Genomic DNA, 24,170 nt, shown 5'->3' on the forward strand with positions numbered 1-24,170 from the left:
CACCCTAACCCTCCCCCGCCCAGCGGGGGAGGGTTAGGGTGGGGATTTACACCACCCGCACCAGCGCGTGCCGCTTCTTGCCCGCGCTCAGCTTGATGACGCCGTCCGCGTTCAGGTCCGCGGTGGTCGCCTTGGCGGCCTCATCCGCGATGGCGGCGTCGTTCATCTTGGCGCCGGCGCCCTTGATCAGGCGGCGGGCTTCGCCCTTGGACGCGGCGAGGCCGGCTGAGACCAGCAGGTCGACCACGGGCAGGCCGGCCTCAAGCTCCGCACGGGCGACGTCGATGGTCGGCAGGCCTTCGGCGGCCGCGCCCTGCTCGAAGGTGCGGCGGGCGGTCTCGGCGGCCTCCGTCGCGGCCTCCTCGCCGTGGGCGAGCTTGGTCACCTCGAAGGCCAGGATCTTCTTGGCCTCGTTGATCTCCGCGCCCTGGAGCGACTCCAGCCGCGCGACCTCGTTCATCGGCAGCTCGGTGTAGAGGCGCAAGAAGCGGCCGACGTCGGCGTCCTCCGTGTTGCGCCAGTACTGCCAGAAATCGTAGGCGCTCAGCTTGTCCGCGGTCAGCCAGATGGCGCCCGCCGCGGTCTTGCCCATCTTGGCGCCCGACGAGGTGGTCAGCAGCGGCGTGGTCAGGCCGAACAGCTCCGCCCCGTCGGTGCGGCGTCCCAGCTCCACGCCGTTGATGATGTTGCCCCACTGGTCGGAGCCGCCCATCTGCAAAACGCATTTCTGGCGGCGGAACAGCTCCACGAAGTCGTAGGCCTGGAGGATCATGTAGTTGAATTCCAGGAACGTCAGCGGCTGCTCGCGGTCGAGCCGCAGCTTGACCGATTCGAAGGTCAGCATGCGGTTGATCGTGAAGTGCCGGCCGACGTCGCGCAGCAGCGGGATGTACTTCAGCCCGTCCAGCCAGTCGCCGTTGTTGACCATCACCGCGTCGGTCGGCCCATCCCCAAAGGACAGGTAGCGGCCGAAGATGCGCTTGATGCCCGCCATGTTGGCGTTGATGGCCTCGTCGGTCAGCAGCTGCCGCGCCTCGTCCTTGCCCGACGGGTCGCCGATCTTGGTGGTGCCGCCACCCATCAGCACGATGGGCTTGTGGCCGGTCTTCTGCAGCCAGCGCAGCATCATGATCGGCAGCAGGCTGCCCACATGCAGGCTGTCCGCCGTGCAGTCGAAACCGATATACGCGATGATCGGCCCCTTCGCCGCGCGCTCGTCGAGCCCGGCGAGGTCGGTGCACTGGTGGATGAAGCCGCGTTCCTGCAGCGTGCGAAGGAAATCCGATGTGAGCGTCGTCATGGCCGCGATCCGGCTGTCGTGGTAAGGTCCAGGGTCGCGTCTGTTAGCATGGAACGGCCGGCCCCACAATTCTCCGGGGCCGCTTTGCGGAAGGAAGCGGTTGGGTATGCAGACGGTTGTCGGGCTGATGAGCGGCACCTCCATGGACGGGATCGACGCGGCGCTGGTCCGCACCGACGGTGAGACGCGGGCGGAACCGCTGGCCTTCGTCACCATCCCCTACGAGGACGGCTTCCGCGGCGCCCTGCGCTCCTGCCTCGGCGGCAAGGGGCCGGTGGAGGAGGTGGAGCGTGCGCTGACCGACGCCCACGCCGACGCCGTCCGCTGCCTGCTGAGTGAGGCCGGCGTGGCGGCCGACGCGGTGGACCTGATCGGCTTCCACGGCCACACCATCTTCCACGCTCCGGACCAGCGGCGCACTTGGCAGATCGGCGACGGCGCCCGTCTGGCGCGGGCGACCGGCATCGCCGTGGTCAACGATTTCCGCACCGCCGACGTCGAAGCCGGCGGGCAGGGCGCCCCCCTGGTGCCGCTGTTCCACCGCGCGCTGGCTGACACCCTGCCGCGCCCTCTCGCCGTGCTGAACATCGGCGGCGTGGCCAACGTCACCTGGATCGGGACCGGCGAGGAGGATGTCATCGCCTGCGACACCGGGCCGGGCAACGCGTTGGTGGACGACTGGATCCTGAACAGGAACGGCGCGCGCTATGACGCCGGCGGCGCGTTGGCCGCCACCGGCCGTGTGGACGAGGCTGTACTGGCGGCCTTGCTGTCCCACCCCTATTTCGACCAGCCCGCGCCCAAGTCGCTCGACCGCGACGCCTTCGACCCGTCGCCCGTGCACGGGCTGTCGCTGGAGGATGGCGCCGCGACGCTGACCGCCTTCACCGCCGCGTCCGTCGCCCGCATCGTGCCGCACCTGACGCAGGCGCCGGTCCGCTGGCTCGTCTGCGGCGGCGGGCGCCACAACGCCACGCTGATGGGCATGCTCGCCGACCGTCTCGGCGTTCCGGTCGACCCGGTGGAGGCCGTGGGCTGGAACGGCGACGCGCTGGAGGCGGAGGCCTTCGCCTACCTTGCCGTGCGCAGCCGCAAGGGCCTGCCGCTCAGCCTGCCAACCACCACCGGCGCGCCGCGGCCGATGACCGGCGGGCAGTTCCACCCGGTGGCTTAACCCTGCAAATTCCGCAGGTTGGGTTGCGCCTGCGGCTTCACCCAACCTGCGTGATTACGGCTGCGTCCGGGTGTTGTCGGTGCAGTTGTCGGCGCGCTTGCACCAGTTGCCGAAGCTGCGGGCGACCTGCTCCGACGAGCAGGCGGACAGCAGAATCGTGGCCATGCCGGTGACCAGCAGGACCCGCAGGAACGCCGCCACGCCGGTCACTCCGCCACCGCGGCGACCGGGTTGCCGAGCGCGCGGTCCAGGTAGTCGTCCACTTGCACGGCGAGGTCGTCGCTGCGGTTGGCGAAGAAGTGGTTGGCGCCGGGCACCACGCGATGGTCGATGCGGATGTCCTTCTGGTGCGACAGCTTGGTCACCAGCTTGTTCACCGCCGCCTGCGGCACCAGCTCGTCGCGGTCGCCGTGGATGATCAGGCCCGACGAGGGGCAGGGCGCCAGGAAGGAGAAGTCGAACAGGTTCGCCGGCGGCGAGACGGAGACGAAGCCGTCGATCTCCGGCCGGCGCATCAGAAGCTGCATGCCGATCCAGGCCCCGAAGGACACGCCGGCGATCCAGCACACCGGGGCGTTCGGGTTGTAGGTTTGCAGCCAGTCCAGCGCCGCCGCCGCGTCGGCCAGTTCGCCCTCGCCCTTGTCGTAGGTGCCCTGGCTGCGGCCCACGCCCCTGAAGTTGAAGCGTAGGGCCGAATAGCCGCGCTTCGTGAACGACTGGAACAGGGTGAAGACCACCTTGTTGTTCATCGTCCCATTGTGATGCGGGTGCGGATGAAGCAGCAGGGCGATCGGCGCGTTCGGGGCCGTGCCGTGGGTGTAGCGGCCTTCCAGCCGACCGGCCGGACCGTTGATCATCACTTCAGGCATGGGGGCGACGATCCTGACGCGAACAAAGGTTGATCCGGACCACCGGCGCGCCGGAGTTCGGACGGCCCGGCAAGCGGACGTGGTTGCCCATGGACATCCATGGATTTTTCGAACACAATTCTTGACCGTTTTGCTTGGTCATCATATATGCGTCGGCAGGTCCATCAGGGCAACCCGCGCGCCCGGCTAGGCACGGGTGGAAGTTTCTTGCGAAAGACGGCGTCTCCCGGCAAGAGGGCGGACTATACCACGGCGGGTGTTCTCGTGTTCAAGCATCTTCGCGAAGAGATCGACGGGATTATGGCGCGCGACCCCGCGGCGCGATCGCGGATCGAAGTCGCGCTGTGCTACCCGGGTCTCCACGCGATCGTCCTGCACCGCATCGCGCATTATTGCTGGCAGCGCGACTGGCGGCTGGTAGGGCGGGTGTTGTCGCAGATTTCCCGCTCCGTGACCGGGATCGAAATCCATCCGGGTGCGACCATCGGTCGCCGCTTCTTCATCGACCACGGCATGGGCGTCGTCATCGGCGAGACGGCGGAAATTGGCGACGACGTCATGCTGTACCACGGGGTGACGCTCGGCGGCACGTCGCTGAACCCCGGCAAGCGCCACCCGACGCTGGGCGACGGCGTGATCGTCGGCGCCGGTGCCAAGGTGCTGGGCGCCATCACGATCGGCCAGGGTGCCCGCGTCGGGGCCAACGCCGTGGTGGTCGCGGACGTGGCGCCGGGGATCGCCGTCGTGGGCATCCCGGCCAAGGCCGTCGCCCCGCGCGACCGTGCCGACACGCAGAAGTTCATGCCCTACGGCACGCCGTGCGGCGACATCCCAGACCCCGTCGCGCGCGCTCTCAACGGGCTGCTCGACCAGGTGTCGGGCCTTCGCCAGCGGGTCGAGGAACTGGAAGCGGAACGGTCGGCCGCGCCGCACGACGTTCCCGCCGGGGAGCCGGTGGCCTGCGGCGCCAATGCCTACGGCGCCAACGGCGGCGCCAATGGCGGATCCCACGCCGACGCGCGCGAGGCGGTCCGCTAAACGATGCCTATCATTCATAATCGCCAGGCTTGGTCCGAATCAGCACAGGGAACGTCCGGCAACGGACAAGCCTCTGGCGGCCGGACCGGGATCAAGGAAGGGTAAGGAGAGACAGATGAGGCTCAGCACCAAGGGACGCTATGCCGTCATGGCCATGGTCGATCTCGCCGCCACCAGCCAGGGAAGCCCCGTCGCCCTTGCCGACATTGCGGAGCGGCAGGAAATCTCGCTCTCCTACCTGGAGCAGCTGTTCGCCAAGCTGCGCAAGGGCGGGCTGGTGAAGAGCGTGCGCGGCCCCGGCGGCGGCTACCTGCTGGCCCATCCGGCCGGCGCCACGCGCGTGTCGGACATCATCCTGGCGGTGGACGAGCCGATCCGCACGACCCGCTGCGCCAACGGCACGCCGCAGGGCTGCCGGACCAACCGCTCGCGCTGCCTGACCCACGACCTGTGGGAGGAGCTGGGCAACCAGATCCACATGTATCTCAGCTCCGTGACCGTCGCCGACGTGGTGGAGCGCCGCATCATCGGCACCAGCAGCCTGACCATCCGCAGCCCGCAGGCCGACGAGGGCGCGGCCGTGGCCGCCGAGTGATCTGGCGCCAATCAGGCGGGCTGGCCTGACATCGGATCGTTCCTTCCGTGACCCGCGTCTATCTCGACCACAACGCGTCGGCACCCCTGAAGCCGGCGGTGAAGGCGGCGATGGTCCAGGCCCTGGACCTCGTCGGCAACCCGTCGTCGGTGCACGGCTTCGGCCGTGCGGTCCGCCGCGCGGTCGAGGACGCGCGCGCGCAGGTGGCCGCCCTGGCTGGCGTCCGCCCCGCGCAGGTCTTCTTCACCGGCAGCGGGACGGAGGCCAACAACCTGGCGCTCCGCGGCTTTCCCGGCCGGCGCCTCGTGGTGTCCGCCATCGAACATGAGTCCGTCCTCGCCACGGCGCCCGACGCGCCGCGCATCCCCGTGGACCGCGACGGCGTGGCCGACCTGGACGCGCTGAAGCGCCTGCTGGCGGCGGGGGAGGGGCCGGCGCTCGTCTCCCTGATGCTCGCCAACAACGAAACGGGCGTGATCCAGCCGGTCGCTCAGGCGGCGGCCATCGCCCACGCGCACGGCGCGCTGCTCCATTGCGACGCCGTCCAAGCCGCTGGCCGGCTGCCGCTGGACCTCGCCGCGCTCGGCGCCGACCTGCTGACCGTCTCCGCCCACAAGATCGGCGGTCCGGCCGGGGCCGGCGCTTTGATTATTGCCGAGGGGCTGGAGCCGGAGGCGCTGATCCGCGGCGGTGGGCAGGAGAAGCGCCGCCGCGCCGGGACGGAGAACGTCGTCGGTCTGGTCGGCTTCGGCGCCGCCGCCCGCCTGGCGTTGCAGGAGCTTCCCGACGCCGAACGCCTGACGCGCTTGCGCGACGCGCTGGAGGCGCAGGTGCGCGACGCCGTGCCGGAGGCGTTGGTGATGGGCGGTGGTGCCGCGCGGGTCGGCAACACCAGCTGCCTTCTCCTGCCCGGCGCGCCGGGCGAGACGCAGGTGATGGCGCTCGATCTGGCCGGGGTGGCGGTCAGCGCCGGCTCCGCCTGCTCCAGCGGCAAGGTCAAGCCCTCCCATGTCCTGGCCGCGATGGGCCAGGGGGCCGACGCGGCGGCCTCGGCCATCCGGGTCAGCCTGGGCTGGGACAGCGACGCGGCGGCGGTGGACCGCTTCGTCGCCGCCTACGCGGGCATGGCGCAACGGCGCTGGCGCGCGCCGGCCGCGTGACCACACCTTATTCCGACGTTGCGCCGCGCGGCGCTTCTGGGTATGACGCGGCCGGATGCACGGCGATTCGCCGGTCCTGCGGCCTTTTGGTTCAGCGCTTCGACGGACGGCAGACATGACGACTTCCGACTCCGGCCCGCCCCGGTTCCCGACCGGGTCCGGTCCCATGGGCATCGCGGGCGCCATCGACGGCGACCTGGAGCCGTGCTGGCAGTGCGGCCGATCGGTCGCGGCGCGCGCCTTCTTCTGCCATTCCTGCGGCGCGGTGCAGCCGCCGCGCCCGCTGGACCATTTCACGCGGCTGGGCCTTGAGGCGCGCTTCGACATCGACCTGGAGACTCTGGCCCGCCAGCACGCCGGCTTTTCCCGCTCGCTGGATCCCGACCGTTTCGCGGCGCGCGGCGCGCGGCAGCAGGCGAACGCCCGCGCCCAGTCCGACGCGCTGACGGAGGCCTGCGAGACCCTGCGCGACCCGGTGCGCCGCGCCCGCTACCTGCTCGCCCTGACCGGTGCCGTGCCGCCCCCCGGCCTGGAGGACGCGGATGACGCGGTCGCGGAGGACGAAGAGGTCGCCGCGCTGGCGCGGCAACTCGACACCGCGCAGGACGTCGCCGCGGTGGACCGGCTGGCCACCGAGGTCGGGCAGCGCATCGAGTCCTGCATCAAGTATCTTGCCATCGCCTTCCGCAACGGGCAGACCGACAACGCCGTGCGCATCCTCGCCCGGCTGGAGCGGCTTGAGGCGCTGTGTGCCGACGCCCGCGGCCGGCGGGCGGGGCTGGCCCCGAAGACGCCATAGCGGCCGAACCTTTTATCGACGCGATCTTTTATCCAGGAGAGTACCCCGATGCCCAAGATGACCTTCATCGAGCCGAACGGCACCCGCCACGAGGTGGACGCGCCGCTCGGCCTGTCCGTGCTGGAGATCGCGCACAAGAACAGCCTGGACCTGGAGGGTGCCTGCGAGGGTTCGCTCGCCTGCTCGACCTGCCACATCGTCGTGGAGCCGGAGTGGTTCGACGTGCTGAACGAGGCGTCGGAGGACGAGGAGGACATGCTCGACCTCGCCTTCGGCCTGACCAAGACCTCGCGCCTCGGCTGCCAGATCATCATGAGCGAGGAGCTGGACGGCCTGACCGTGCGCCTGCCCGGCGGCTCCAACAACGCCATGAAGGGCTGAGCCAAGCCTCAGCGCTGCTTTACAGAGTCACCACCAAGACACCAAGGCACCAAGAGTCCACCCCGTGCCGGGCGCGGGGATTCTTGATGTCCAGGGCGCCTTGGTGGTGAAATTTTTTCGGACCAGCCCATATCTGGCGCCATGAACTCCCTCGGCATTTCCAAGCGTCCCCAGGACACCCGCGTCGTCGTCGCCATGTCCGGCGGCGTCGATTCCTCCGTCACCGCGGCCGTGCTGCGGGAGGAGGGCTACGACGTCGTCGGCATCACGCTGCAGCTCTACGACCACGGCATCGCCTTGCAGAAACCGGGCGCCTGCTGCGCCGGCCAGGACATCTACGACGCCCGCCAAGTCGCCGACCGCATCGGCATCCCGCACTATGTCCTGGATTACGAGGGCAAGTTCTCCCAGGACGTGATCGACGATTTCGCCGACAGCTACCTACGCGGCGAGACACCGATCCCCTGCGTGCGCTGCAACCAGCGGGTCAAGTTCCGCGACCTGCTGAACACCGCGCGCGACTTGGGCGCCGATGCGCTGGCAACCGGCCATTACGTCCGCCGCGTCCAGGGGCAGGGCGGGGCGGAACTGCACCGCGCCATCGACCCCGGTCGCGACCAGAGCTATTTCCTGTTCGCCACGACGCGCGACCAGCTGGACTTCCTGCGCTTCCCGCTGGGCGGCCTGACCAAGCCGGAGACCCGCGCGCTGGCCGAGCGCCACGGGTTGGAGGTGGCGGCCAAGCCGGACAGCCAGGACATCTGCTTCGTCCCCAACGGCTCCTACGCCGACGTGGTGGCGAAGCTGCGTCCCGGCTCCGTGGAGCCCGGCGACATCGTCCACGTGGACGGCCGCGTCCTGGGCCGCCACCGCGGCGTGGTCCACTACACGGTCGGCCAGCGCAAGGGCCTGGGCATCGGCGGCATCCGGGGCGAGGAGGAGCCGCTGTTCGTCGTGCGGCTGGAACCGGCGCAGCGCCGCGTCGTCGTCGGCCCGCGCCGGGACCTGGCGCGCAGCACCGTTACGGTGCGCGAGGTGAACTGGCTCGGCCCCGACCTCGCCCCCGGCGACGGGGTGGAGGTGGAGGTGAAGCTGCGCTCCGCCCAGCCGCCCGCCGCGGCGACCTGGCGCCTGGGCCCGGACGGCACCGCGCAGGCCGAACTGCACGAGCCGCAACACGGCGTCGCCCCCGGTCAGGCCTGCGTCGTCTACCAGGGCGACCGAGTGCTGGGCGGCGGCTGGATCGCCGGCACGGCGGCCTGATTCAGGCCCCCTCAAAAAAGTGAAAATTCGGCGTTGACACCCCGACCCCGCTGGAATACATAAGCGGCCCCGGCACGAACCGAGACGGCCCAAACCGAAACGATCCGCACCGGAGAATGATGGTAGCCACGATGGCAGCGTAGCTCAGTGGTAGAGCAGGGGAATCATAATCCCTTGGTCGGGGGTTCAAATCCCTCCGCTGCTACCATCACGAACCCCCTGGTTTCCTTGTGGAAGCCGGGGGGTTTTTGTTTCTGGCGGGCGGCGTCGGCCGGGATCGGTCCTTCTCCCGCTCCCCCTCTTTGTGACAAAGTCCAGCGGGCTTTCGGGCCTCCGGCATCGAGGAGAGGGGCATGAAGGACTTTTCCGACCTCACCGAGCGGGAGCTGATGGCGCTGGCCATTGCGCTTGAGGAGGAGGACAGCCGCATCTACGACGAGTTCGCCGAGGGACTGCGCGAGAACTATCCCGACACGGCGAAGGTCTTCGCCGCCATGGCGGAGGAGGAAAACGGGCACCGCCACCGCCTGCTCGACCTGTTCCGCGCCCGCTTCGGCGACCACATCCCGCTGATCCGCCGCCAGGACGTGCGCGGCTTTGTGGAGCGCAAGCCGGTGTGGCTGTCGCGCCCCCTGGGGCTCGACACCGTGCGCAAGCAGGCCGAGCTGATGGAGGCGGAGACCAAGCGCTTCTACATCCGCGCGGCGCGCCAGTCGCAGGACGTCGCCGTGCGCCAGCTGCTGGGCGACCTTGCGGCGGAGGAGCGGCGGCACGAGGCGACCGCGGAGCGGCTGGAGGCGAAATACGTGCCGGAAGGGGTGCGCGAGAAGGAGCATGACGCCGAACGCCGGCTGTTCCTCCTCCAGATCGTGCAGCCGGGGCTGGCCGGGCTGATGGACGGGTCGGTTTCCACCCTCGCCCCGCTCTTCGCGGCGGCCTTCGCCACCCATTCCAGCGACGAGACCTTCCTGGTTGGGCTGGCGGCGGCAGTCGGCGCCGGCATCTCCATGGGCTTTGCGGAGGCCTTGTCGGACAACGGCTCTCTCACCGGGCGTGGCAGCCCGTGGCTGCGCGGTGCGGTCTGCGGGCTGATGACCACGCTCGGCGGCATCGGCCACACGCTGCCCTACCTGCTTCCCGATTTCTGGACCGCCACCGCGGTCGCCATCGCCGTGGTCCTGGCAGAACTGGCGGTCATCGCCTGGATCCGCAACCGCTACATGGACACGCCGCTGCTGTCCGCCGCCTTCCAGGTGGTCGTCGGCGGCCTGCTGGTGTTCGGAACCGGCATCCTGATCGGGAGTTCCTGATAGCGGGGCCTTGCGCCCCGATCCGGCAGGAGGTCGCGGGCGTGATCAAGGCGGTGAGGCATCTGCGTCTGCGGCCGGCCCTCTCCACGGGGCTGGCGGTGATCGTCGTCGTCGTCGTCGCGGCGGCGCAGTGGTTCCGCTGGACGACGGCGCTGCTGATCGGCTGGGACGTCGGCCTGGTCGTCTACTCGGTCCTGGCCATCACCTTCTTCCGCCGCGCGACCGTCGCCTCCATGAAGGACCGCGCGCGGCTGCTCGACCGCGGCAAGTGGGTGGACCTGACCGTCGCCATGCTGGCGTCCCTGGCCTCGCTGGCCGCCATCGTGGCGGAGATGGTGGCGGCGAAGGGAACGCCGACCGCCCCTTACAGCGCGGCGCTGGCCGGCCTCACGGTTCTGCTGTCCTGGGCTTTCGTGCAGGTCTTCTTCGCCCAGCAATACGCGCACGACTACTGGCTTCAGGGGCGCGGGCTGGATTTCCCCGGCAACGAAGCGCCGACCTACTCGGAATTCCTCTATTTCAGCTTCACCGTCGGCATGACCGCGCAAGTTTCCGACGTGACGACCCGGTCGGCGCCGATGCGCCGGCTGGTCCTGCTGCACGGGCTGCTGTCCTTCGTCTTCAACACGGCGGTGATCGCGCTCGGTGTCAACCTCGCCGCGGGCCTGGCCGGATAGGGGGCAGCCCCGCCGTCGCCGCATATCCGACCGTCGGGGTGAGGCATGGCACAAGCCGGGTGGTCCTGCGTTGATCTCAATGCCCCCGGCCGTTTGTGGGTATTGGCCCCGTGTTTGGCCCTTTTGTTGGGCCGGGGCGTTGGAGGCAGGTTTGTTCAATCCCTTGATCACGGCCACCGCCGGCTGGTCCGCGGCGGTTGAGGAGCGGGCCAAGCGCCTGTTGCGCTACCAAATGGGGACCGACGGGCGCGGGTCCCCGGTGACCGTGCAGACGATGCTGGCGCGGTGCGGCTACGACCCGGTGGCGAGCGCCCGCTTTCTGATGACCATCCCGCCGCTGATGGCGGTGCGCGAGCTGACCAAGACCGTCGCCCGTTTCCGCATTGACGGAGAGCCCAACCCCGATCCGGCGGCGACGGCCCGCGCGGCCCTGTCCTTCGCCGGGCGCGCGGTGGCGGCGGACGAGCTGCATCCGGAACGCCGATTGGTCGCGGGCATCGTCGCCTATCTGCTCGGGATCAAACGCTCCACCCGCTAGCCGAAGCGGAGGGGTGTGGCGTGCCGACACACGTCGAAGGCCATATGTCCATCGCCTGCACCGCCACGGGTTGCTAAACTGCCCCCGGGTTCCGCAGGGGGGATGCGCGCATGGTGGGCGACAGGTTCGGCGTGACGTTCCGGCTCGGCGCCGGACTCGTCGGCGTGGCCGGCCTGTCGGTGCTCACCACGGTGCTGGCCTTGCAGGCCGCGGCGCTCCTGCCGGCCGGCGCGCTTCCGGACGGTCTGCCGGCGCTGCTCACGCCGGCCGGAATTGCCGCGACCGTGGGGCTGGGCGTCGGCGTGATGCGGGGCCTCGCCCGCCGCATCGACCTGCTGCGCCGCAGCCTGCGCCACCTGATCGACGAGGTGGCGGTGACCGTCCACCTGGAGGACGCCGTCGCCGCCGGGGACGAGACGGGTCGGCGGCGGGTCGGCGGCCCCGAGGGCGCGCTCGCCCGCATGGCGCGGGTGATGGACGCCGTGGCGCACGAGGTCCGCCACCGCGAAAGGGCGCTGCGCACCAGCGAGGCGCGCTTCCGCGGGCTGATCGAGGGCTCCATCCAGGGCATCCTGATCCACCGGAACTTCAAGCCGCTGTTCGTCAACGACGCCTATGCCCGCATCTTCGGCTTCACCACGGTGGAGGAGGTGCTGGATCTGCCCGACCTCAACATCCTCGTGGCGCCGGAGGAGCAGGGTCGGGCCTGGCGGTCCTACGTCACGCTGATGCAGGGCCGGGTTCCGTCGGGGGTGCAGCGGCTGCGCAATCTGCGGCGCGACGGGCGGACCGTCTGGGTGGAGACGATCGACTGCGTGGTCGACTGGATGGGCGAGCCCGCGGTCCAGACCACCGTCGTCGACGTGACCGACCGCGTGAAGGCCGAGGACCAGCTGCTGGAAACCGCGGCCCTGCTGCGCGCCGCCATCGAGGCGATGCCGAGCGGCATCCTGATGCTCGACCAGGAGGAGCGCATCGTCCTCTACAACCGCCGCTTCTGCGAGCTGTGGAACCTGACCCCGGCGGAGATCGACTCCTGCCTGACCATCGAGAGCTTCCTGGTCTACGGGCTGGAGCGCGGCGATTTCCCCGAGGCCGACGCGGACAGCTTCGTCGCCGAACGGCTGGAGCGGCTGCGGGCCGGGCTGCCCTACACCCACGAGCGGCGCACCATGCAGGGCCGCGACCTGGAGATCCGCGGGCAGCAGCGGCGCGACGGCGGCTGGGTCATCACCGTGACCGACATCACCGACCGGACCCGCGCGCTGGAGGCGTTGCGCGACAGCGAGGCGCGCTTCCGCGACCTTGTGGAAGGGTCGGTGCAGGGCATCGTGGTGATGCGCGACTTCAAGCCGCTGTTCATCAACCACGCCTACGCCGCCATGGCCGGCTACGACGACCCGACGGAGCTGATGGCCGGCTCGCTCCTCCAGCGGCTCGTACCGCCGGAGGAATACGGCAATTTGCTGGAATGGAACCGCCTGTTCAGCAGCGGCGCGCTGACCGAGGAGATGCGGCGGCGCACGCGCATGCTGCGGCACGACGGCACGCGCATCTGGGTCGACCTGTGCACCCGCGCCATCGACTGGATGGGGCAGCGCGCGATCCAGCTGATCTGCGTCGACATCACACCCCAGGTGGAGGCCGAGGCGGCGCTGGCCGCCAAGTCGGCGCAGCTCCAGGCCCTGTTCGAGACGATGCCGACCGGCGTCTGCGTGTTCGACCGCGACGCCCGCGCGGTGCTGCACAACCGCCTGTACCGCGAGCTGTGGGACTATCCGGAGGAGCTGCTGGCCGTCCGGCCGACCCTGCTGGAGCTGATGAGCTTCAACGCAGTGCGTGGCGACTACGCCGAACGCGGCATGAACCGCGACGTGGAGGCGGCGGCGGCGCGGGCGGCCGACACCATGCGCCGCGGCGAATCGGTCGATCTGGAAACGGTGATCCGCGACGGCATCGTGTTGGGCATCCGCGGCACCGCCATGCCCGACGGCGGCTATGTCTACACCTACGCCGACGTGACGGAGCGCCACCGCGCCGAGGCCGCGCTGCGCCAGGCGAAGGAGCATGCGGAGGAGGCGGCGCGGGCCAAGTCCACCTTCCTCGCGGCCATGAGCCACGAGATCCGCACCCCCATGAACGGCGTGCTCGGCATGCTGGAGGTGCTGGAGCGCACGCCGCTGGTCCCGGAGCAGCGCGGCGTGCTGAGCGTGATCCGCGAATCCGCCTCGGCGCTGCTGACCATCATCGACGACATCCTGGACTTCTCGAAGATCGAGGCGGGGCGGCTTCGGCTGGAATCCGTGCCGACCTCGCTCCGCGACATCGCGGAGGGCGTGGTGGACCTGCTGGCGACCCGGGCGCGGGAAAAGCGGCTGGACCTGATCACCAGCGTCGCGGCGGACGCGGCGGAGCCGCGGCTCGGCGACCCGGTGCGGCTGCGCCAGATCATGCTGAACCTGGTCGGCAACGCCATCAAATTCACCGAACGCGGACACATCGCCCTGTCGGTGGTCTGCCAAGCAGAAGGCCCAGCGGATCGCTTGGTGCGCATCACGGTCAACGACACCGGCATCGGCCTGGACGAGGAGCAGCAGGGCCGCCTGTTCCAGCCCTTCACCCAGGCCGACGCCTCGACCACGCGGCGCTTCGGCGGCACCGGGCTCGGCCTGTCGATCTGCCGGCGGCTGGTGGAGATGATGGGCGGGACCATCGGCGTCGACTCCCGTCTCGGCGAGGGCTCGACCTTCTGGTTCGAGGTGCCGCTTCCCCTGGCCGGGGATTTGGCCGGGGAGATGGCGGAGGAGGCCGCGCCGGCACCGCGCGCCGCGGAGCTTGCCGGACTGCGCGTACTGGTCGCCGACGATTGCGGCCCGCTGCGCCACGCCTTCGCCGCGGCCCTGTCCGGCGCCGGCGCCCAGGTGGCGGACGCTGCGGACGCTGCGGGCGGCTTCGACGCGCTGCGCGGGGCCTTGCAGGCCGGCGCCCCCTTCGATGTCGCGGTGGTGGAGCACGACCCCGGGCGGCTGGACGGGTTGGGACTGGCCGGCGCGCTGGCGCGCATGCCGGGTTTCGGTGAGACGCGGATCGTCATCGCCACAAACCACGACGAGGCGGGGGCCGGAGGGGCGGGGGTCGCCGCGGTGCTGCTGAAGCCGGTGCGCCAGTCCACCCTGTGCGCGGCGGTGGCCCGTGTGGCCGGCCGCCTGACGCCGGAGACGGACGACAGCCTGCCGGAGGAGATCGGCACCGTCGAGGCGCCCACGGAGGAGGAGGCGGAGGCCGCCGGCGCCCTGATCCTGGTGGCGGAGGACAACCCGACCAATCAGGTCGTCATCCGCAAGCAGCTGGAACAGCTGGGCTTCGCGGCGCTGCTCGTCCCCGACGGCGCGCAGGCCTGGCGGATGCTGCGCGTACGCTCCTTCGGGCTGCTGCTGACCGACTGCCACATGCCGCAGCTCGACGGCTACGAGCTGGCCCAGCGCCTGCGCGCGGAGGAGCGCGACAGCGGCCGGCGCCTGCCCATCATCGCGCTGACCGCCAGCGCCCTGATCGGCGAGGCGGAGCGCTGCTTCGCCGCCGGCATGGACGACTACCTGTCCAAGCCGGTGAACATGCAGACGCTGTCGCGCACGCTCGCGCGCTGGCTGCCGCAGGCCCTGCCGCTGCGCCGCCCAGCGCGGGGAAGCGCGCCGAAGCGCGCCGCCGCCATGGACAAGCGCGCGGACTCGGGTAAGGATACGGGGGTGTGCAACCCCGCCGGTGTCAGTATCGGCGGTGGTGGTGGCGGTGCGATGACGGGCGGTGGAGCAATGGGCGCTGGGGGCTTGGCCATCCTCGACCTGGACCATGTGGCGGCCACCTTCGGCAGCCTGGACGGCGCGCGCGACCTGCTGGGCTTTTTCCTGGAGACGACCGCGCCGATCCTCGACGAGGTGGAGCGCGGGCTCGGCCTCGGCGACGCGGAGGAGGGGCGGCGCGCCGCCCATGCGGCGGCCGGTGCGGCGCGCACCGCCGGGGCGAAGGAACTGGCCAAGCTGTGCTCCGACATCGAGATTCTCGCCGCCAAGGGGCGGGTCGACGCGGCGCGCGAGCAGGTCGAAGCGATGCGCGCGGCATTTGGTCGCGTCGAATCCGTCATTCTGAAAGAGTTGTAACCGTCCTAAGGTTGCTCCCCGACGCGTCAAGCTTTATCAGTGTTCAACACGATCAGGTGTGTGTCCGAAACGATGAGGGGAGCCGCCGCCGGGCAGGCTCGTCCGGAGGAGGGCTGCGATGGACAAGAAGGCCGTCGATTACGACCAGTACAGGATCCTCGTCATCGAGGATCAGCCCTTCGTCCGCCGCACCATCATGCAGATCCTGACGCAGATCGGCTTCCGCACCATTGCGGAGGCGGACAACGGCGAAACCGGCATGCAGGAATGCATCCGCTCCAACCCCGACATCATCGTCTGCGACATCGACATGAAGCCGGTCAGCGGCCTGCAGTTCCTGGCCAACCTGCGCGCCAGCGGCGAGGTGGGGAACAACCGGACGCCGGTCGTCTTCCTGACCAACCACACCGAGTCCGAGATCGTGAAGAAGGCGATGGCGCTGGGCGTCAACGGCTTCGTCGTCAAGCCGCCCTCCTTCGGTGCGCTGAAGGAGCGCGTCGACCGGCTGCTGGCGGCGCGCTGACCCGGCCGACGGTAAGGGGGCCGGCGGCGATGGCCGTGCAGCAGCAACTCGACGCCGTGCTTTCCGCGGTGGGGCAGGGCGTGCTCGTGCTGGATTCCGACTTCCGCGTCGTCCGGCTGAACGCGGCGGGGCGCCGGCTGCTCGACATGCCCGCGGCGCTGGCCGAGCCGGGGGTGCCGGCGCGCGACCTAGTGTGGCACTGCGCCGAGCGGGGCGACTTCGGCCCCGGCGACCCGGCCGAGCTGACGGCGGAATTCCTGGCCCTGCTCACGCTGCGTGAAGCGCACGCCTTCGAGCACCACCGGCCGAACCGGCGCGTGCTGGCCGTGCGGTCTCAGCCGGTGGCGGGCGGCGGCGTCGTCCTGGCCTACAGCGACGAGACCGACTTCCGCCACGCGGTGGACGACCTGCACGCCGCCAACAGCACGCTGGAACGGTCGGTCGGCGACCACGCCCAGACCATCGCGCGCCTGTCGGCGGCGGTGGAGGCGGTGAACGGCCGCGTGGAGGAGGCGGTGCGCGACAAGGCGCGCACGCTGGCGCTGGTCAACCACGCGCTGCGCGCCGCCGCCGGCTCGCTGCACGCCCCGGCGCGGGCCTTGCTGGCCGGGCCGCTCGGTCCGGTGGAGCGCGGCCATGTGGGCGACCTGCTGCGCTCGCTCGATTCGCTGCGCCTGATCCTGGACGACCTTGGCGACCTCGTCCGGCTCGAATCGGACGAGATCCGGCTGCTCGACAGCCCCTTCACAGTGGAGACGGTGGTCGGCAGCGCGCTGACCGCGCTGGGCGAGCCGGCGGAGGGGCGCGACATCACTCTGCTGGCGGAGATCGACCCGGCGGTCCCGGCGACCGTGGTCGGCGACGCCGCCTGGCTGCGCCACGTGCTGGTGGAGCTGGTGGGCCGCGCCGTGCGCGACAATTATGCGGCGGACATCACCCTGCGGGTCACCCCCGCCAGCCTGCCCGATGGGCGGCAGGGGCTTCGCTTCGCGGTGGGCGACACCGGCCCGGACGCGGCGGAGGAGCTGCGCGCCTGGCTGACCCAGGGCGTGCCGCCGCTGGACGCCGCGCTGAAGCGGCAGGGCTGGCGTGGGCTCGGCCTACACATCTGCCGGCGCCTCGTCGGGCTAATGGGCGGCGAGATCGGCGTGGAACCGGGCGGAGAAGAGCCCGGCCCCGATGGCACTCGCGTCCTCTGGTGCACGGCGGCCCTCCCCGCGCTCGCGGAGGAACCGGCGGCGGCGGCGGAGCGGCTGCCGCTGACCATCCTGGTGGTCGAGGACAACCCGGTGAACCAGCGCGTGAACGCCTGGCTGCTGCGCAAGGACGGCCACCGCGTCGCCGTGGTCGGCGACGGGCGGGAGGCGGTGGACCTCGCGGCTCGGGGCGGTTTCGACGCCGTGCTGATGGACCTCGACATCCCCGGCCTGGACGGCATCGCGGCAACGCGGGCCATCCGGGCGCTGCCGGCGCCGCAAGGGGCGGTGCCGATCATCGCCATCACCTCCAGCGCCCTGCCGGATGACATCGAACGCTGCCGGGCGGCCGGCATGGACGACCACCTGCCCAAGCCGGTGAACCCCGCGGCGCTGGCCCGCGTGCTGGAACGGCTGATCGGCCCGGCCTCCGGCGGCGCGTCGGCGGGGGACGGGGGCGGCCCGTCCGGGGAGGGCGACGGCGCCGACGGCGGCTTCGACGGTGGATTCGATGGCGGCGTGCTTGGCGCGCTGGAGGCGGTCATCGGCCGCGACAAGGTTCTGGAACTGGTCGGCGACTTCCTGGCCCACGCGCGGGAAGTGGATGATCAGCTCGCCATTGCCCGCGACCTGATGGATCCGACCATCTTCGGCGCGGTGACCGGTGAGCTGAAGACCATGGCCGGCACGGTCGGGCTGACCGGCGTCTATCAGAGCGCCGTGGCGCTGGAACGCGCCGTGCGCAACGGTGACGAGGAGGGGATCGGCGCGCAGGCCGCGCATCTCGTCCGGCAGATGGCGGTGGGCGTGGAGCGGCTGCGGGGGCAATGGGCGCCGTGAGTATGGACATGATGCTGTTCCGGCCGGCGCTGGCGCTGGCGCCGTGCCTGATGCTGGCCGCCTGTTCGGGCGAGCCGTCCGAATCGGACATGCGCACCCTGGTCGAGGGGCACACCCGCAAGGCGTTGGAAAGCAAGGGGACCGGCGGCTTCCGGCAGTTCGACGAGTTCCGCAAGCAGGGCTGCGTGGACGCCAGGGGCAAGTCTGCAGGCGGGGCGCAGTTCGACTGCTACTATGCCGCGACCTTCACGCCCCAGCCCGGGCGTCCGGCCGTCACCGTGAACGGCAAGGGCCGCTTCACGCGCACCGACAAGGGCCTGCTGTTCGAGGATCTGGGCGCCCAGCCTAAATAATGGGCCGAAATGACCGGTCAGCGCAATTCCTGAAGATGATGGAAAGTTATCGGTTCGCCGGAAAGCGAAACGGCCGGTCATGACCCAAGTCATGAACCGGCCGCGTCCGATGGTGGAAGGGGCTGGATTCGAACCAGCGTACGCGTACGCGGGCAGATTTACAGTCTGCTGCCTTTAACCACTCGGCCACCCTTCCGCTTCATCTCGACGCGGACATCGGAGACCCGCTGTTCGGGAGGTCCAAGAGGGCCTCCGTCGTGCGGGTGGCGATTACTAGCGGGTGATGCGGCGGCGGTCAAGCTGCTTTGTGCACGGTTCGCCGGCAACGTGCAGGCATCATGGCACCGCCTCGCGCCAGGACTGCTCCGGGTCGGTGACGGGCGGCAGGCCGGGGAAGGGGCAGGGGCGTTCCCGCGGCAGGGCCAGCATGTTGATGGACACGATGCCGGGGAAGGCGTCGACGGTGCTGCCCGCGGCGTTGGCCGGGTCGAACAGCGGAACGATGTGCCACCACAGGCGATAGCCGAAGCCCTGGATCAGCGCGATCAGCCCCGGTGAGCGGTCGGCCCGGTCGTTCTCCAGATAGATCGCCGGACGACAGCGGGCGATGGTGCGAGCCGCCCCCTCCAGCGCCGCGGCCTCCATTCCCTCCACGTCGGCCTTCAGCAGCGCCAGCCGGTCGAGGTTGAGACCGTCGATGGTCTCCAGCGGTACCATCTCCCCGTCCAGGCCGCCGACGCTGACGCCGCCATAGTTGCCGGGGCTGGCGTAGTCGGGCACAGGGATGCCGACGGTGCCCGGCCGGTCGCCCACCGCGGCGTTGTGCAGCACCACGTTGTTCAGGCTGTTGGCGCGCAGGTTGTGGGCCAGCAGGTCGAACACCACGCGTTGCGGTTCGAAGGCGTGGACGAGGCCGGTGGGGCCGACGGTGCGCGCCAGGGGGACGGTGTGGCTGCCGATGTTCGATCCCGCCTCCACCACCACGTCGCCGGGCGTCAGGACGCTGGCCGCCACCCGGTGCTCCGCCTCCGACCACTCGCCGTAGAGGCCGAGCGACGTGCCGAGATAGCCGTCCAGCAGGAAGAAGCGCATCAGCCCGTGCCGGCAGGGCCGTTCGGCGATCACGGGGCCGCCGGGCTCGGCCGGAAGGCGCACGACCTCCGTCGGGATGGGGATCCGCTTCCGGTCGGCGGCGTTTTCGGCGACGATCTGCGCCTGCATCACCTTGGCGCCCACATGCGGCTCCCCGGCTCCGTCCGCCGCGGACGGGAAGGGCAGGCCGGCGCCGGGATGGACGCTGTCGTGCACCAGCACCCGGCCCTGGATGCGCGGCCACAACCACTCCGCCAGGAAGCGCTGGTCCTGCCAGCGGTCGGCGTCGCCGCGCGCCACGGCCTCGACGGCTGGACCGACCGGCGGCAGCAGGCCGGCCACGCCGCCCCACATCCCCGCCAGCACCAAGTCGGTGTGCCGGACATGGTCGCGCATGACGTGGAAGGGAAGGCCGGAGGCGATCCAGGCGTCCACCGCCGCCTTTTCCCGCGCCGTCGGGCGGGAATCCACGTCGCGGCACAGGAAGCGGTCGACCGTGGGGTCGTCGGCGGCGAGGAAGCGCCAGAACAGCCCCTGCACCGGCCCGGACCCCGCGGGCATCGCCACCAACTCGGCGCCGAGCGCCGCCAGCTCGTCGCGCAGCGGCAGCGGCACGGAATCGTCGTGGTAGATGCGGCAGGTCCAGCCGGGGTAGCGGAGCGGCACCTCCCGCGCGTTGGCCAGGGCGCCCTGGCGGTAGATGTCCTTGGTGCCCCACAGGCTGAAGGCGACGACGTTGCGGGTCCGCCCGGCGCGCCCGGCCGGTTCCGCCGGAACGGGCTGCGGTGCGGGCGCGGCGGCCCGGCGCTGCTTCACCGCCAGCGCGTCCGCCGACCAGAGCGCGGCCTCCGCCGGGTCGCGGATTTCCAGCGCCAGCACCAGTGCGTCGCGCACGCCCGCGTAGTCCGGATCGAGTCGCGCGGCGCGGCGGAGCATGCCCAGCGCCTCCTCCGTGCGGCCGGCCTTGGTCAGGGCGATGCCCAGGTTGTGCAGGATGAAGGCGTCACCGGGGTCCAGCGCCGCCGCCCGCCCGTACCCTTCCACCGCCGTCCCGAACCGGCCGGAATCGAGCTGCGCCGTGGCCAGCAGGAAGCGCAGCTCGGCGCTGTCCGGGCGCAGGGCGACGGCGCGGCGGGCGTCGTCGAGCGCCGCCGCGTGCCGATTGCAGGCCAGCGCGTCCTCCGCCCGCTGCTGGAGCAGCAGGACAAGGCGCCCCACGCTGTCCTCCCGCTCCGGCGCTAGGGCGCAGGCGCGGTTCAGCGCGGCGATGGCGGATTCGGTGTCCTCGCCATGATGCATGGCAAGCGCGAGCAGGTCCCAGGCGTCGGCGGATTCCGGGACCAGCGCCAGAACGGGGCGCAGGGCCGCCGCCACCGCGCTCCAGTCCTGCAGGGCGGCCAGGGCCTTCGCGCGGTCGAACCGGTAGGCGGGATTGCCGCCGGCTGCAAGGATGGCGCGGTCGAAAAGGTTGAGCGAGTCGGCGCAGCGTCCAATCTGGCAGAACAGCACGCCGGTCAGGTGCAGGGTCGGCGCGTGGTTCGGGTCCGCCTCCAGGATGCGCCCATAGATCGTTTCCGCCTCCGGCAGGCGGCCGGACGCGTGGTGGTCGATGGCGATGGAGAGTGCCTCGTCGATGGTCGCCATATGGGGGCCTCTGTGGGGGACCTTGCGGCGGCGAGTGTAGCAAAGGCGGCCGCGATTACACGCGTCCGTTACGCCCCCCGGTCGTCCCGTTCAGCGGTCCTTCAGGCCTTCCTCGGCCCGCACGGCGCGGGCGAGCGTGCTCAGCGGGTCGCCTTCCTCGCCGCCGAAGCAGGCTTCGAAGTCCTCGCACACCTCGCAATTCGGCGATTTGCACAGCAGCAGCCCCTCGCGTTCGCAGAGCGAGCGGTAGAAGAACTTCTTCCACTTCATGTCGGCGCTGTTGCGTTCGACCAGGGCGGGGAAGTGGCGGCGGAACATGGCGTTCAGCTCGCGCCGGCTGGCGAAGCCCATGTCCTGCCAGAGGTGGTTCGGCTCCAGCGACCGGCGGGCGACGATGGCCGCCAGCCACTCCTCCTCCTCCGCGCCGCGGGCGCGGTGGTCGAGCAGGAAGGCGCGCAGGTCCTCCTCCTCGATGGCGTCCTCGCCGGTGTCGTCCGGAAGGTTGGAAGGAAGCGGCGCATGGTCCGGCGCGTGGCGCGCGACCAGCACCGCCAGCGCGTCCCGCCCCAGCCCCAGCGCGCGGGTGAGCGGGCGGACCGGGTCCTGCGCGGTGAGGCCGAGGATGCGGCCGAACAGCAGACGGTCGAGGTCCGCGCCGGACAGCGTGTCGAGCGGCGGTTCAAGCGTGCCTGAGTCCCCAGCGGTCATGGCGGCGGTCATCGTCTGGGCGCTCCCCTGCATGGGTGTTGGGAACGAAGGTCATAGGACCCTCCCGTCATGGTGTACCAATTTTCCGCACCTGCGAAGGGGTTTTTGCGGCCGGGCGGCAGCGCCCTATCTTGTCCCGGATGTGCCTTCGCCGGCGAACCGTGCTACGGTTGCAGAACATGAGTGCCGAACCCACCTTCCGCGAAGCCCGCCCGAGCGAGCGGCGCGACCTGCTGGCCCTCGTGGCGCGGGTCGATTCCGAAACCGACTTCCTGATGCGGGAGCCCGGCGAGCAGCCGCTGTGGGCGCGCGACCTCGCGGCCTTCCTGGCGACCGGCAACTCGACGATCCTGGTGGCGGAGGTGGGCGGCACGCTCGTCGGCTATCTCAGCGCCCATGGCGGGCGGTTCCGGCGCAACCGGGGCGTGGCGACGCTGGCCGTCGGGGTCCTGCGGGACTGGAACGGGCGCGGCGTCGCCACCTGCCTGTTCCGGACGGCCGAGAACTGGGCGCGGGGCGCCGGCCTGCACCGGCTGGAACTCACGGTGGCGGAAGCGAACCCGCGGGCCCGCGCCCTCTACGACCGGCTTGGGTTCGAGGACGAGGGGCCGATGCGCGACACGCTGCGCGTCAAGGGCGCTTGGCGGAGCGAGCGGCTGATGGGAAAGTTCATCGGTTTCGGTGGCGGTCCCGACGCGACGGTCCCGGACTGGCCGCCCCTGGCGCTGGACGCCCTGCCGCCGGCCCCCTTGCACGGGCTGGAGATCCGTCGGGCGGAGCCGGCCGATGCCGCGGCCTACCTCGCCTACGACCACGCGGTGCGCGGCGAAACCCACTTCCTGATGCGCACCGCCGACGAGAGCCTTGCGGACGTCGCCGCGGCGCGCCGCTTCCTGGCCGAACAGCGCATCGGCGACCGTAGCGCGACGCTGGTCGCGGCGGTGGACGGGGGCATCGCCGGGACGGTGTCCCTGTGGACCGGCGTCTACGCCCGCACCGCGCACGAGGCCGGCTTGGGGCTCGCCGTGCGCCGGGAATACTGGGCGAGCGGGATCGGCGACCGACTGATGGAAGCCGCGGAGGCCTGGGTGCGGTCGCGCGCGCTGCACCGCCTGGCGCTCTGGGTCTTCGCCCACAACACGCGCGCCCGCCGCTTCTACCACGCCCAGGGCTTCGAGGAGGAAGCGACCGCCCGCCGCTACGCGCTGATCGACGGGCGGTACGCTGACCAGGTGCTGATGGCGAAGATTTACCGGTGCGAGTGATCGGGGGGGCGCGGCGCTTCCCCCTCTTCACCGTCATCCCAGCGAAGGCTGGGATCCAGGAAACCCCGCCTTTAAGTGGCTGATGTGCCCTGGATTCCCGCCTTCGCGGGAATGACGTGGGTGTGGGCTTTCCCGGTTTCTCACGCCACCCCCACCGCCCGCGCCTTGCCCGCGACGAGGTCGTCGTAGAGCGTCAGGTAGCGGTCGGTCATGGTCTCCAGGGAATAGCGCGCGCGGGCGACGGCGCGGCAGGCGTCGGGGTCGATGGTCTCGCACTCCTCGATGGCGCGGGCCATGCCGGCGGCGTCCTCCACCAGGAAGCCGGTCACGCCCGGCTCCACGATGTCGGCGAGCGCACCGGTCGGGAAGGCGACCACCGGCGTGCCGCAGGCCAGCGCCTCCAGCGCGGCCATCCCCGCCGGATCCGGCGTCAGGCTGGGCGCCAGCAGGCAGCGCGCCGCCCCCAGCATCCAGCGCTTGCGCGAGAAGCCGATCTGCCCGAGGAAGCGGCGCTTGGTGTCCAGCCGCGGCCGGATCTCCTCCTGCAGATAGCGCTGCTCGTCGGGGCTGCGCGACAGCTCGCCGCCGAGCAGCAGCTGGATGTCCACCTCCCGCGCGGCGTCCAGCGCGATGTGGAAGCCGTGGTCCCGCTCGATGGTGCCGAGGCAGACGGCGAAGCGGCGCTTCGGCACGCGGATGTGCAGGCGGTCGACCGGCACCCCCACCTCGATGGGCGGCAGCAGGGCGATCCCCGGCGGGGCGGCGCGGGTTTGCTCGGCGGACACGCCGTTCAGGTGCGTGCGCGGGCGGCGGGGCGCCAGGGTGCCGTCCGGGTAGCGGTCCAGCGGCTCGTACAGGGTGACCAGCACCGGAACGCCCGGCGGCGGCAGCAGCGCTGCGAAGTCCGGCACATGCAGGTGGACGAGGTCCACCGCGTGCCGCTCCACCGTGTCGGCCACCATGCCGGCCACCCGGCGGAGCACCGCGGTCCGCGCGGCGTCGTCGGGCGGCGTGCCCTGTGCCATGCCGTGGACGCGCGGCAGCGGCAGCAGCGTGCCGGCGACGGCCGACCCTTCGGGCGCCAGCACCAGGGAGCGGTGGCCGGCGCGCAGCAGTGCTGAGTCGATGGCGACGACCACCTGCTCGGCCGGGCCGTCGTTCTCGGTGCCGATGGGGGCGAAGGGCGACGCGACGGACAGGACGGTCAGCCCGCCTGACACTCCGCCTGGCGCGCCGCCCGCTTGGCCTCTGGGAGCAGGGGCGCCCGATGATGCTAAGTCAGCCATGG

The 24,170-nt window shown here is 71.1% G+C and carries 21 protein-coding genes and 2 tRNA genes; 16 read left to right on the forward strand and 7 right to left on the reverse strand.

Going from position 1 to position 24,170, the window contains the following annotated elements; genetic code table 11:
• Positions 1–46: 46 nt before the first annotated feature.
• Positions 47–1,300, reverse strand: a complete 1,254-nt coding sequence (gene tyrS, locus M2351_RS03885; protein ID WP_264654832.1) for a tyrosine--tRNA ligase — start codon at positions 1,298–1,300, stop codon at positions 47–49.
• 106 nt (positions 1,301–1,406) lie between these two features.
• Here tyrS and M2351_RS03890 point away from each other — a divergent pair, with 106 nt between their 5' ends.
• Positions 1,407–2,474: an anhydro-N-acetylmuramic acid kinase gene (locus M2351_RS03890; protein ID WP_264654833.1), complete on the forward strand. Its 1,068-nt coding sequence runs from the start codon at positions 1,407–1,409 to the stop codon at positions 2,472–2,474.
• A gap of 54 nt (positions 2,475–2,528) precedes the next feature.
• On the opposite strand, the gene M2351_RS03895 is transcribed toward M2351_RS03890, so the two are convergent.
• Together M2351_RS03895 and M2351_RS03900 are read right to left on the reverse strand one after the other, a co-directional pair.
• The gene (locus M2351_RS03895) at positions 2,529–2,675 is read right to left on the reverse strand and encodes a hypothetical protein (RefSeq protein ID WP_264654834.1); all 147 of its coding nucleotides are present in this window, start codon (positions 2,673–2,675) and stop codon (positions 2,529–2,531) included.
• A 5-nt stretch (positions 2,676–2,680) separates the two neighbouring features.
• Positions 2,681–3,343, reverse strand: coding sequence for an alpha/beta hydrolase (locus M2351_RS03900; protein WP_264654835.1), 663 nt, complete (start codon positions 3,341–3,343; stop codon positions 2,681–2,683).
• A 264-nt stretch (positions 3,344–3,607) separates the two neighbouring features.
• Between M2351_RS03900 and cysE the strand changes: the two genes are divergently transcribed.
• From cysE to M2351_RS03970, 14 genes are all read left to right on the forward strand, one after another.
• Positions 3,608–4,381 (forward strand): serine O-acetyltransferase, encoded by a 774-nt coding sequence (gene cysE, locus M2351_RS03905; RefSeq protein WP_264654836.1) that lies wholly within the window; start codon positions 3,608–3,610, stop codon positions 4,379–4,381.
• A 115-nt stretch (positions 4,382–4,496) separates the two neighbouring features.
• Entirely contained in the window at positions 4,497–4,976 is a 480-nt protein-coding gene (locus M2351_RS03910) for an Rrf2 family transcriptional regulator (RefSeq protein ID WP_209768237.1), read from the forward strand.
• Between the two features lie 47 nt (positions 4,977–5,023).
• Positions 5,024–6,136 (forward strand): cysteine desulfurase family protein, encoded by a 1,113-nt coding sequence (locus M2351_RS03915; protein ID WP_264654837.1) that lies wholly within the window; start codon positions 5,024–5,026, stop codon positions 6,134–6,136.
• 115 nt (positions 6,137–6,251) lie between these two features.
• Complete coding sequence (gene hscB, locus M2351_RS03920; RefSeq protein ID WP_264654838.1) at positions 6,252–6,935, forward strand: Fe-S protein assembly co-chaperone HscB; 684 nt, start codon at positions 6,252–6,254, stop codon at positions 6,933–6,935.
• Positions 6,936–6,983: 48 nt separating this feature from the next.
• On the forward strand, positions 6,984–7,316 hold the full coding sequence (locus tag M2351_RS03925; protein WP_264654839.1) for a ferredoxin family 2Fe-2S iron-sulfur cluster binding protein: 333 nt from the start codon (positions 6,984–6,986) through the stop codon (positions 7,314–7,316).
• A gap of 141 nt (positions 7,317–7,457) precedes the next feature.
• Entirely contained in the window at positions 7,458–8,579 is a 1,122-nt protein-coding gene (gene mnmA, locus M2351_RS03930; protein WP_264654840.1) for a tRNA 2-thiouridine(34) synthase MnmA, read from the forward strand.
• 133 nt (positions 8,580–8,712) lie between these two features.
• A tRNA-Met gene (locus tag M2351_RS03935) sits at positions 8,713–8,787 on the forward strand.
• A gap of 145 nt (positions 8,788–8,932) precedes the next feature.
• A complete protein-coding gene (gene mbfA, locus M2351_RS03940) occupies positions 8,933–9,889 on the forward strand; it encodes an iron exporter MbfA (RefSeq protein ID WP_264654841.1) in 957 nt (318 codons plus the stop codon).
• Positions 9,890–9,930: 41 nt separating this feature from the next.
• Positions 9,931–10,566, forward strand: coding sequence for a DUF1345 domain-containing protein (locus M2351_RS03945; protein WP_264654842.1), 636 nt, complete (start codon positions 9,931–9,933; stop codon positions 10,564–10,566).
• Between the two features lie 151 nt (positions 10,567–10,717).
• A complete protein-coding gene (locus M2351_RS03950; RefSeq protein WP_264654843.1) occupies positions 10,718–11,104 on the forward strand; it encodes a hypothetical protein in 387 nt (128 codons plus the stop codon).
• A 110-nt stretch (positions 11,105–11,214) separates the two neighbouring features.
• Positions 11,215–15,261: a PAS domain-containing hybrid sensor histidine kinase/response regulator gene (locus M2351_RS03955; RefSeq protein WP_264654844.1), complete on the forward strand. Its 4,047-nt coding sequence runs from the start codon at positions 11,215–11,217 to the stop codon at positions 15,259–15,261.
• A gap of 118 nt (positions 15,262–15,379) precedes the next feature.
• Positions 15,380–15,784: a response regulator gene (locus tag M2351_RS03960; protein WP_209768265.1), complete on the forward strand. Its 405-nt coding sequence runs from the start codon at positions 15,380–15,382 to the stop codon at positions 15,782–15,784.
• A 29-nt stretch (positions 15,785–15,813) separates the two neighbouring features.
• Positions 15,814–17,820, forward strand: coding sequence for a PAS-domain containing protein (locus M2351_RS03965; protein WP_264654845.1), 2,007 nt, complete (start codon positions 15,814–15,816; stop codon positions 17,818–17,820).
• A gap of 8 nt (positions 17,821–17,828) precedes the next feature.
• On the forward strand, positions 17,829–18,173 hold the full coding sequence (locus M2351_RS03970) for a hypothetical protein (protein WP_264654846.1): 345 nt from the start codon (positions 17,829–17,831) through the stop codon (positions 18,171–18,173).
• A 110-nt stretch (positions 18,174–18,283) separates the two neighbouring features.
• Here M2351_RS03970 and M2351_RS03975 read toward each other — a convergent pair.
• From M2351_RS03975 to M2351_RS03985, 3 genes are all read right to left on the reverse strand, one after another.
• Positions 18,284–18,369 (reverse strand) — tRNA-Tyr (locus tag M2351_RS03975).
• 140 nt (positions 18,370–18,509) lie between these two features.
• Entirely contained in the window at positions 18,510–20,909 is a 2,400-nt protein-coding gene (locus M2351_RS03980; protein ID WP_264654847.1) for an FkbM family methyltransferase, read from the reverse strand.
• Between the two features lie 90 nt (positions 20,910–20,999).
• Positions 21,000–21,629: a nitrogen fixation protein NifQ gene (locus M2351_RS03985; RefSeq protein WP_264654848.1), complete on the reverse strand. Its 630-nt coding sequence runs from the start codon at positions 21,627–21,629 to the stop codon at positions 21,000–21,002.
• A 167-nt stretch (positions 21,630–21,796) separates the two neighbouring features.
• Here M2351_RS03985 and M2351_RS03990 point away from each other — a divergent pair, with 167 nt between their 5' ends.
• Positions 21,797–22,882, forward strand: coding sequence for a GNAT family N-acetyltransferase (locus tag M2351_RS03990; protein ID WP_264654849.1), 1,086 nt, complete (start codon positions 21,797–21,799; stop codon positions 22,880–22,882).
• Between the two features lie 140 nt (positions 22,883–23,022).
• Here the strand turns inward: M2351_RS03990 and M2351_RS03995 are convergent, their stop codons facing one another.
• A complete protein-coding gene (locus M2351_RS03995) occupies positions 23,023–24,168 on the reverse strand; it encodes a glycosyltransferase (RefSeq protein WP_264654850.1) in 1,146 nt (381 codons plus the stop codon).
• Positions 24,169–24,170 lie beyond the last annotated feature (2 nt).

The sequence above is a fragment of the Azospirillum canadense genome (genome assembly GCF_025961225.1).
Lineage (GTDB): Bacteria > Pseudomonadota > Alphaproteobacteria > Azospirillales > Azospirillaceae > Azospirillum > Azospirillum canadense.

Coding starts and splice junctions, on each gene's coding strand:
- M2351_RS03970 (WP_264654846.1), top strand. CDS start 17,829: ATGATGCTGTTCCGGCCGGCGCTGGCGCTGGCGCCGTGCCTGATGCTG.
- M2351_RS03985 (WP_264654848.1), bottom strand. CDS start 21,629: ATGACCGCCGCCATGACCGCTGGGGACTCAGGCACGCTTGAACCGCCG.
- M2351_RS03955 (WP_264654844.1), top strand. CDS start 11,215: ATGGTGGGCGACAGGTTCGGCGTGACGTTCCGGCTCGGCGCCGGACTC.
- M2351_RS03990 (WP_264654849.1), top strand. CDS start 21,797: ATGAGTGCCGAACCCACCTTCCGCGAAGCCCGCCCGAGCGAGCGGCGC.
- M2351_RS03995 (WP_264654850.1), bottom strand. CDS start 24,168: ATGGCTGACTTAGCATCATCGGGCGCCCCTGCTCCCAGAGGCCAAGCG.
- M2351_RS03965 (WP_264654845.1), top strand. CDS start 15,814: ATGGCCGTGCAGCAGCAACTCGACGCCGTGCTTTCCGCGGTGGGGCAG.
- mbfA (WP_264654841.1), top strand. CDS start 8,933: ATGAAGGACTTTTCCGACCTCACCGAGCGGGAGCTGATGGCGCTGGCC.
- M2351_RS03980 (WP_264654847.1), bottom strand. CDS start 20,909: ATGGCGACCATCGACGAGGCACTCTCCATCGCCATCGACCACCACGCG.
- tyrS (WP_264654832.1), bottom strand. CDS start 1,300: ATGACGACGCTCACATCGGATTTCCTTCGCACGCTGCAGGAACGCGGC.
- mnmA (WP_264654840.1), top strand. CDS start 7,458: ATGAACTCCCTCGGCATTTCCAAGCGTCCCCAGGACACCCGCGTCGTC.
- M2351_RS03925 (WP_264654839.1), top strand. CDS start 6,984: ATGCCCAAGATGACCTTCATCGAGCCGAACGGCACCCGCCACGAGGTG.
- M2351_RS03900 (WP_264654835.1), bottom strand. CDS start 3,343: ATGCCTGAAGTGATGATCAACGGTCCGGCCGGTCGGCTGGAAGGCCGC.
- M2351_RS03910 (WP_209768237.1), top strand. CDS start 4,497: ATGAGGCTCAGCACCAAGGGACGCTATGCCGTCATGGCCATGGTCGAT.
- M2351_RS03890 (WP_264654833.1), top strand. CDS start 1,407: ATGCAGACGGTTGTCGGGCTGATGAGCGGCACCTCCATGGACGGGATC.
- M2351_RS03960 (WP_209768265.1), top strand. CDS start 15,380: ATGGACAAGAAGGCCGTCGATTACGACCAGTACAGGATCCTCGTCATC.
- hscB (WP_264654838.1), top strand. CDS start 6,252: ATGACGACTTCCGACTCCGGCCCGCCCCGGTTCCCGACCGGGTCCGGT.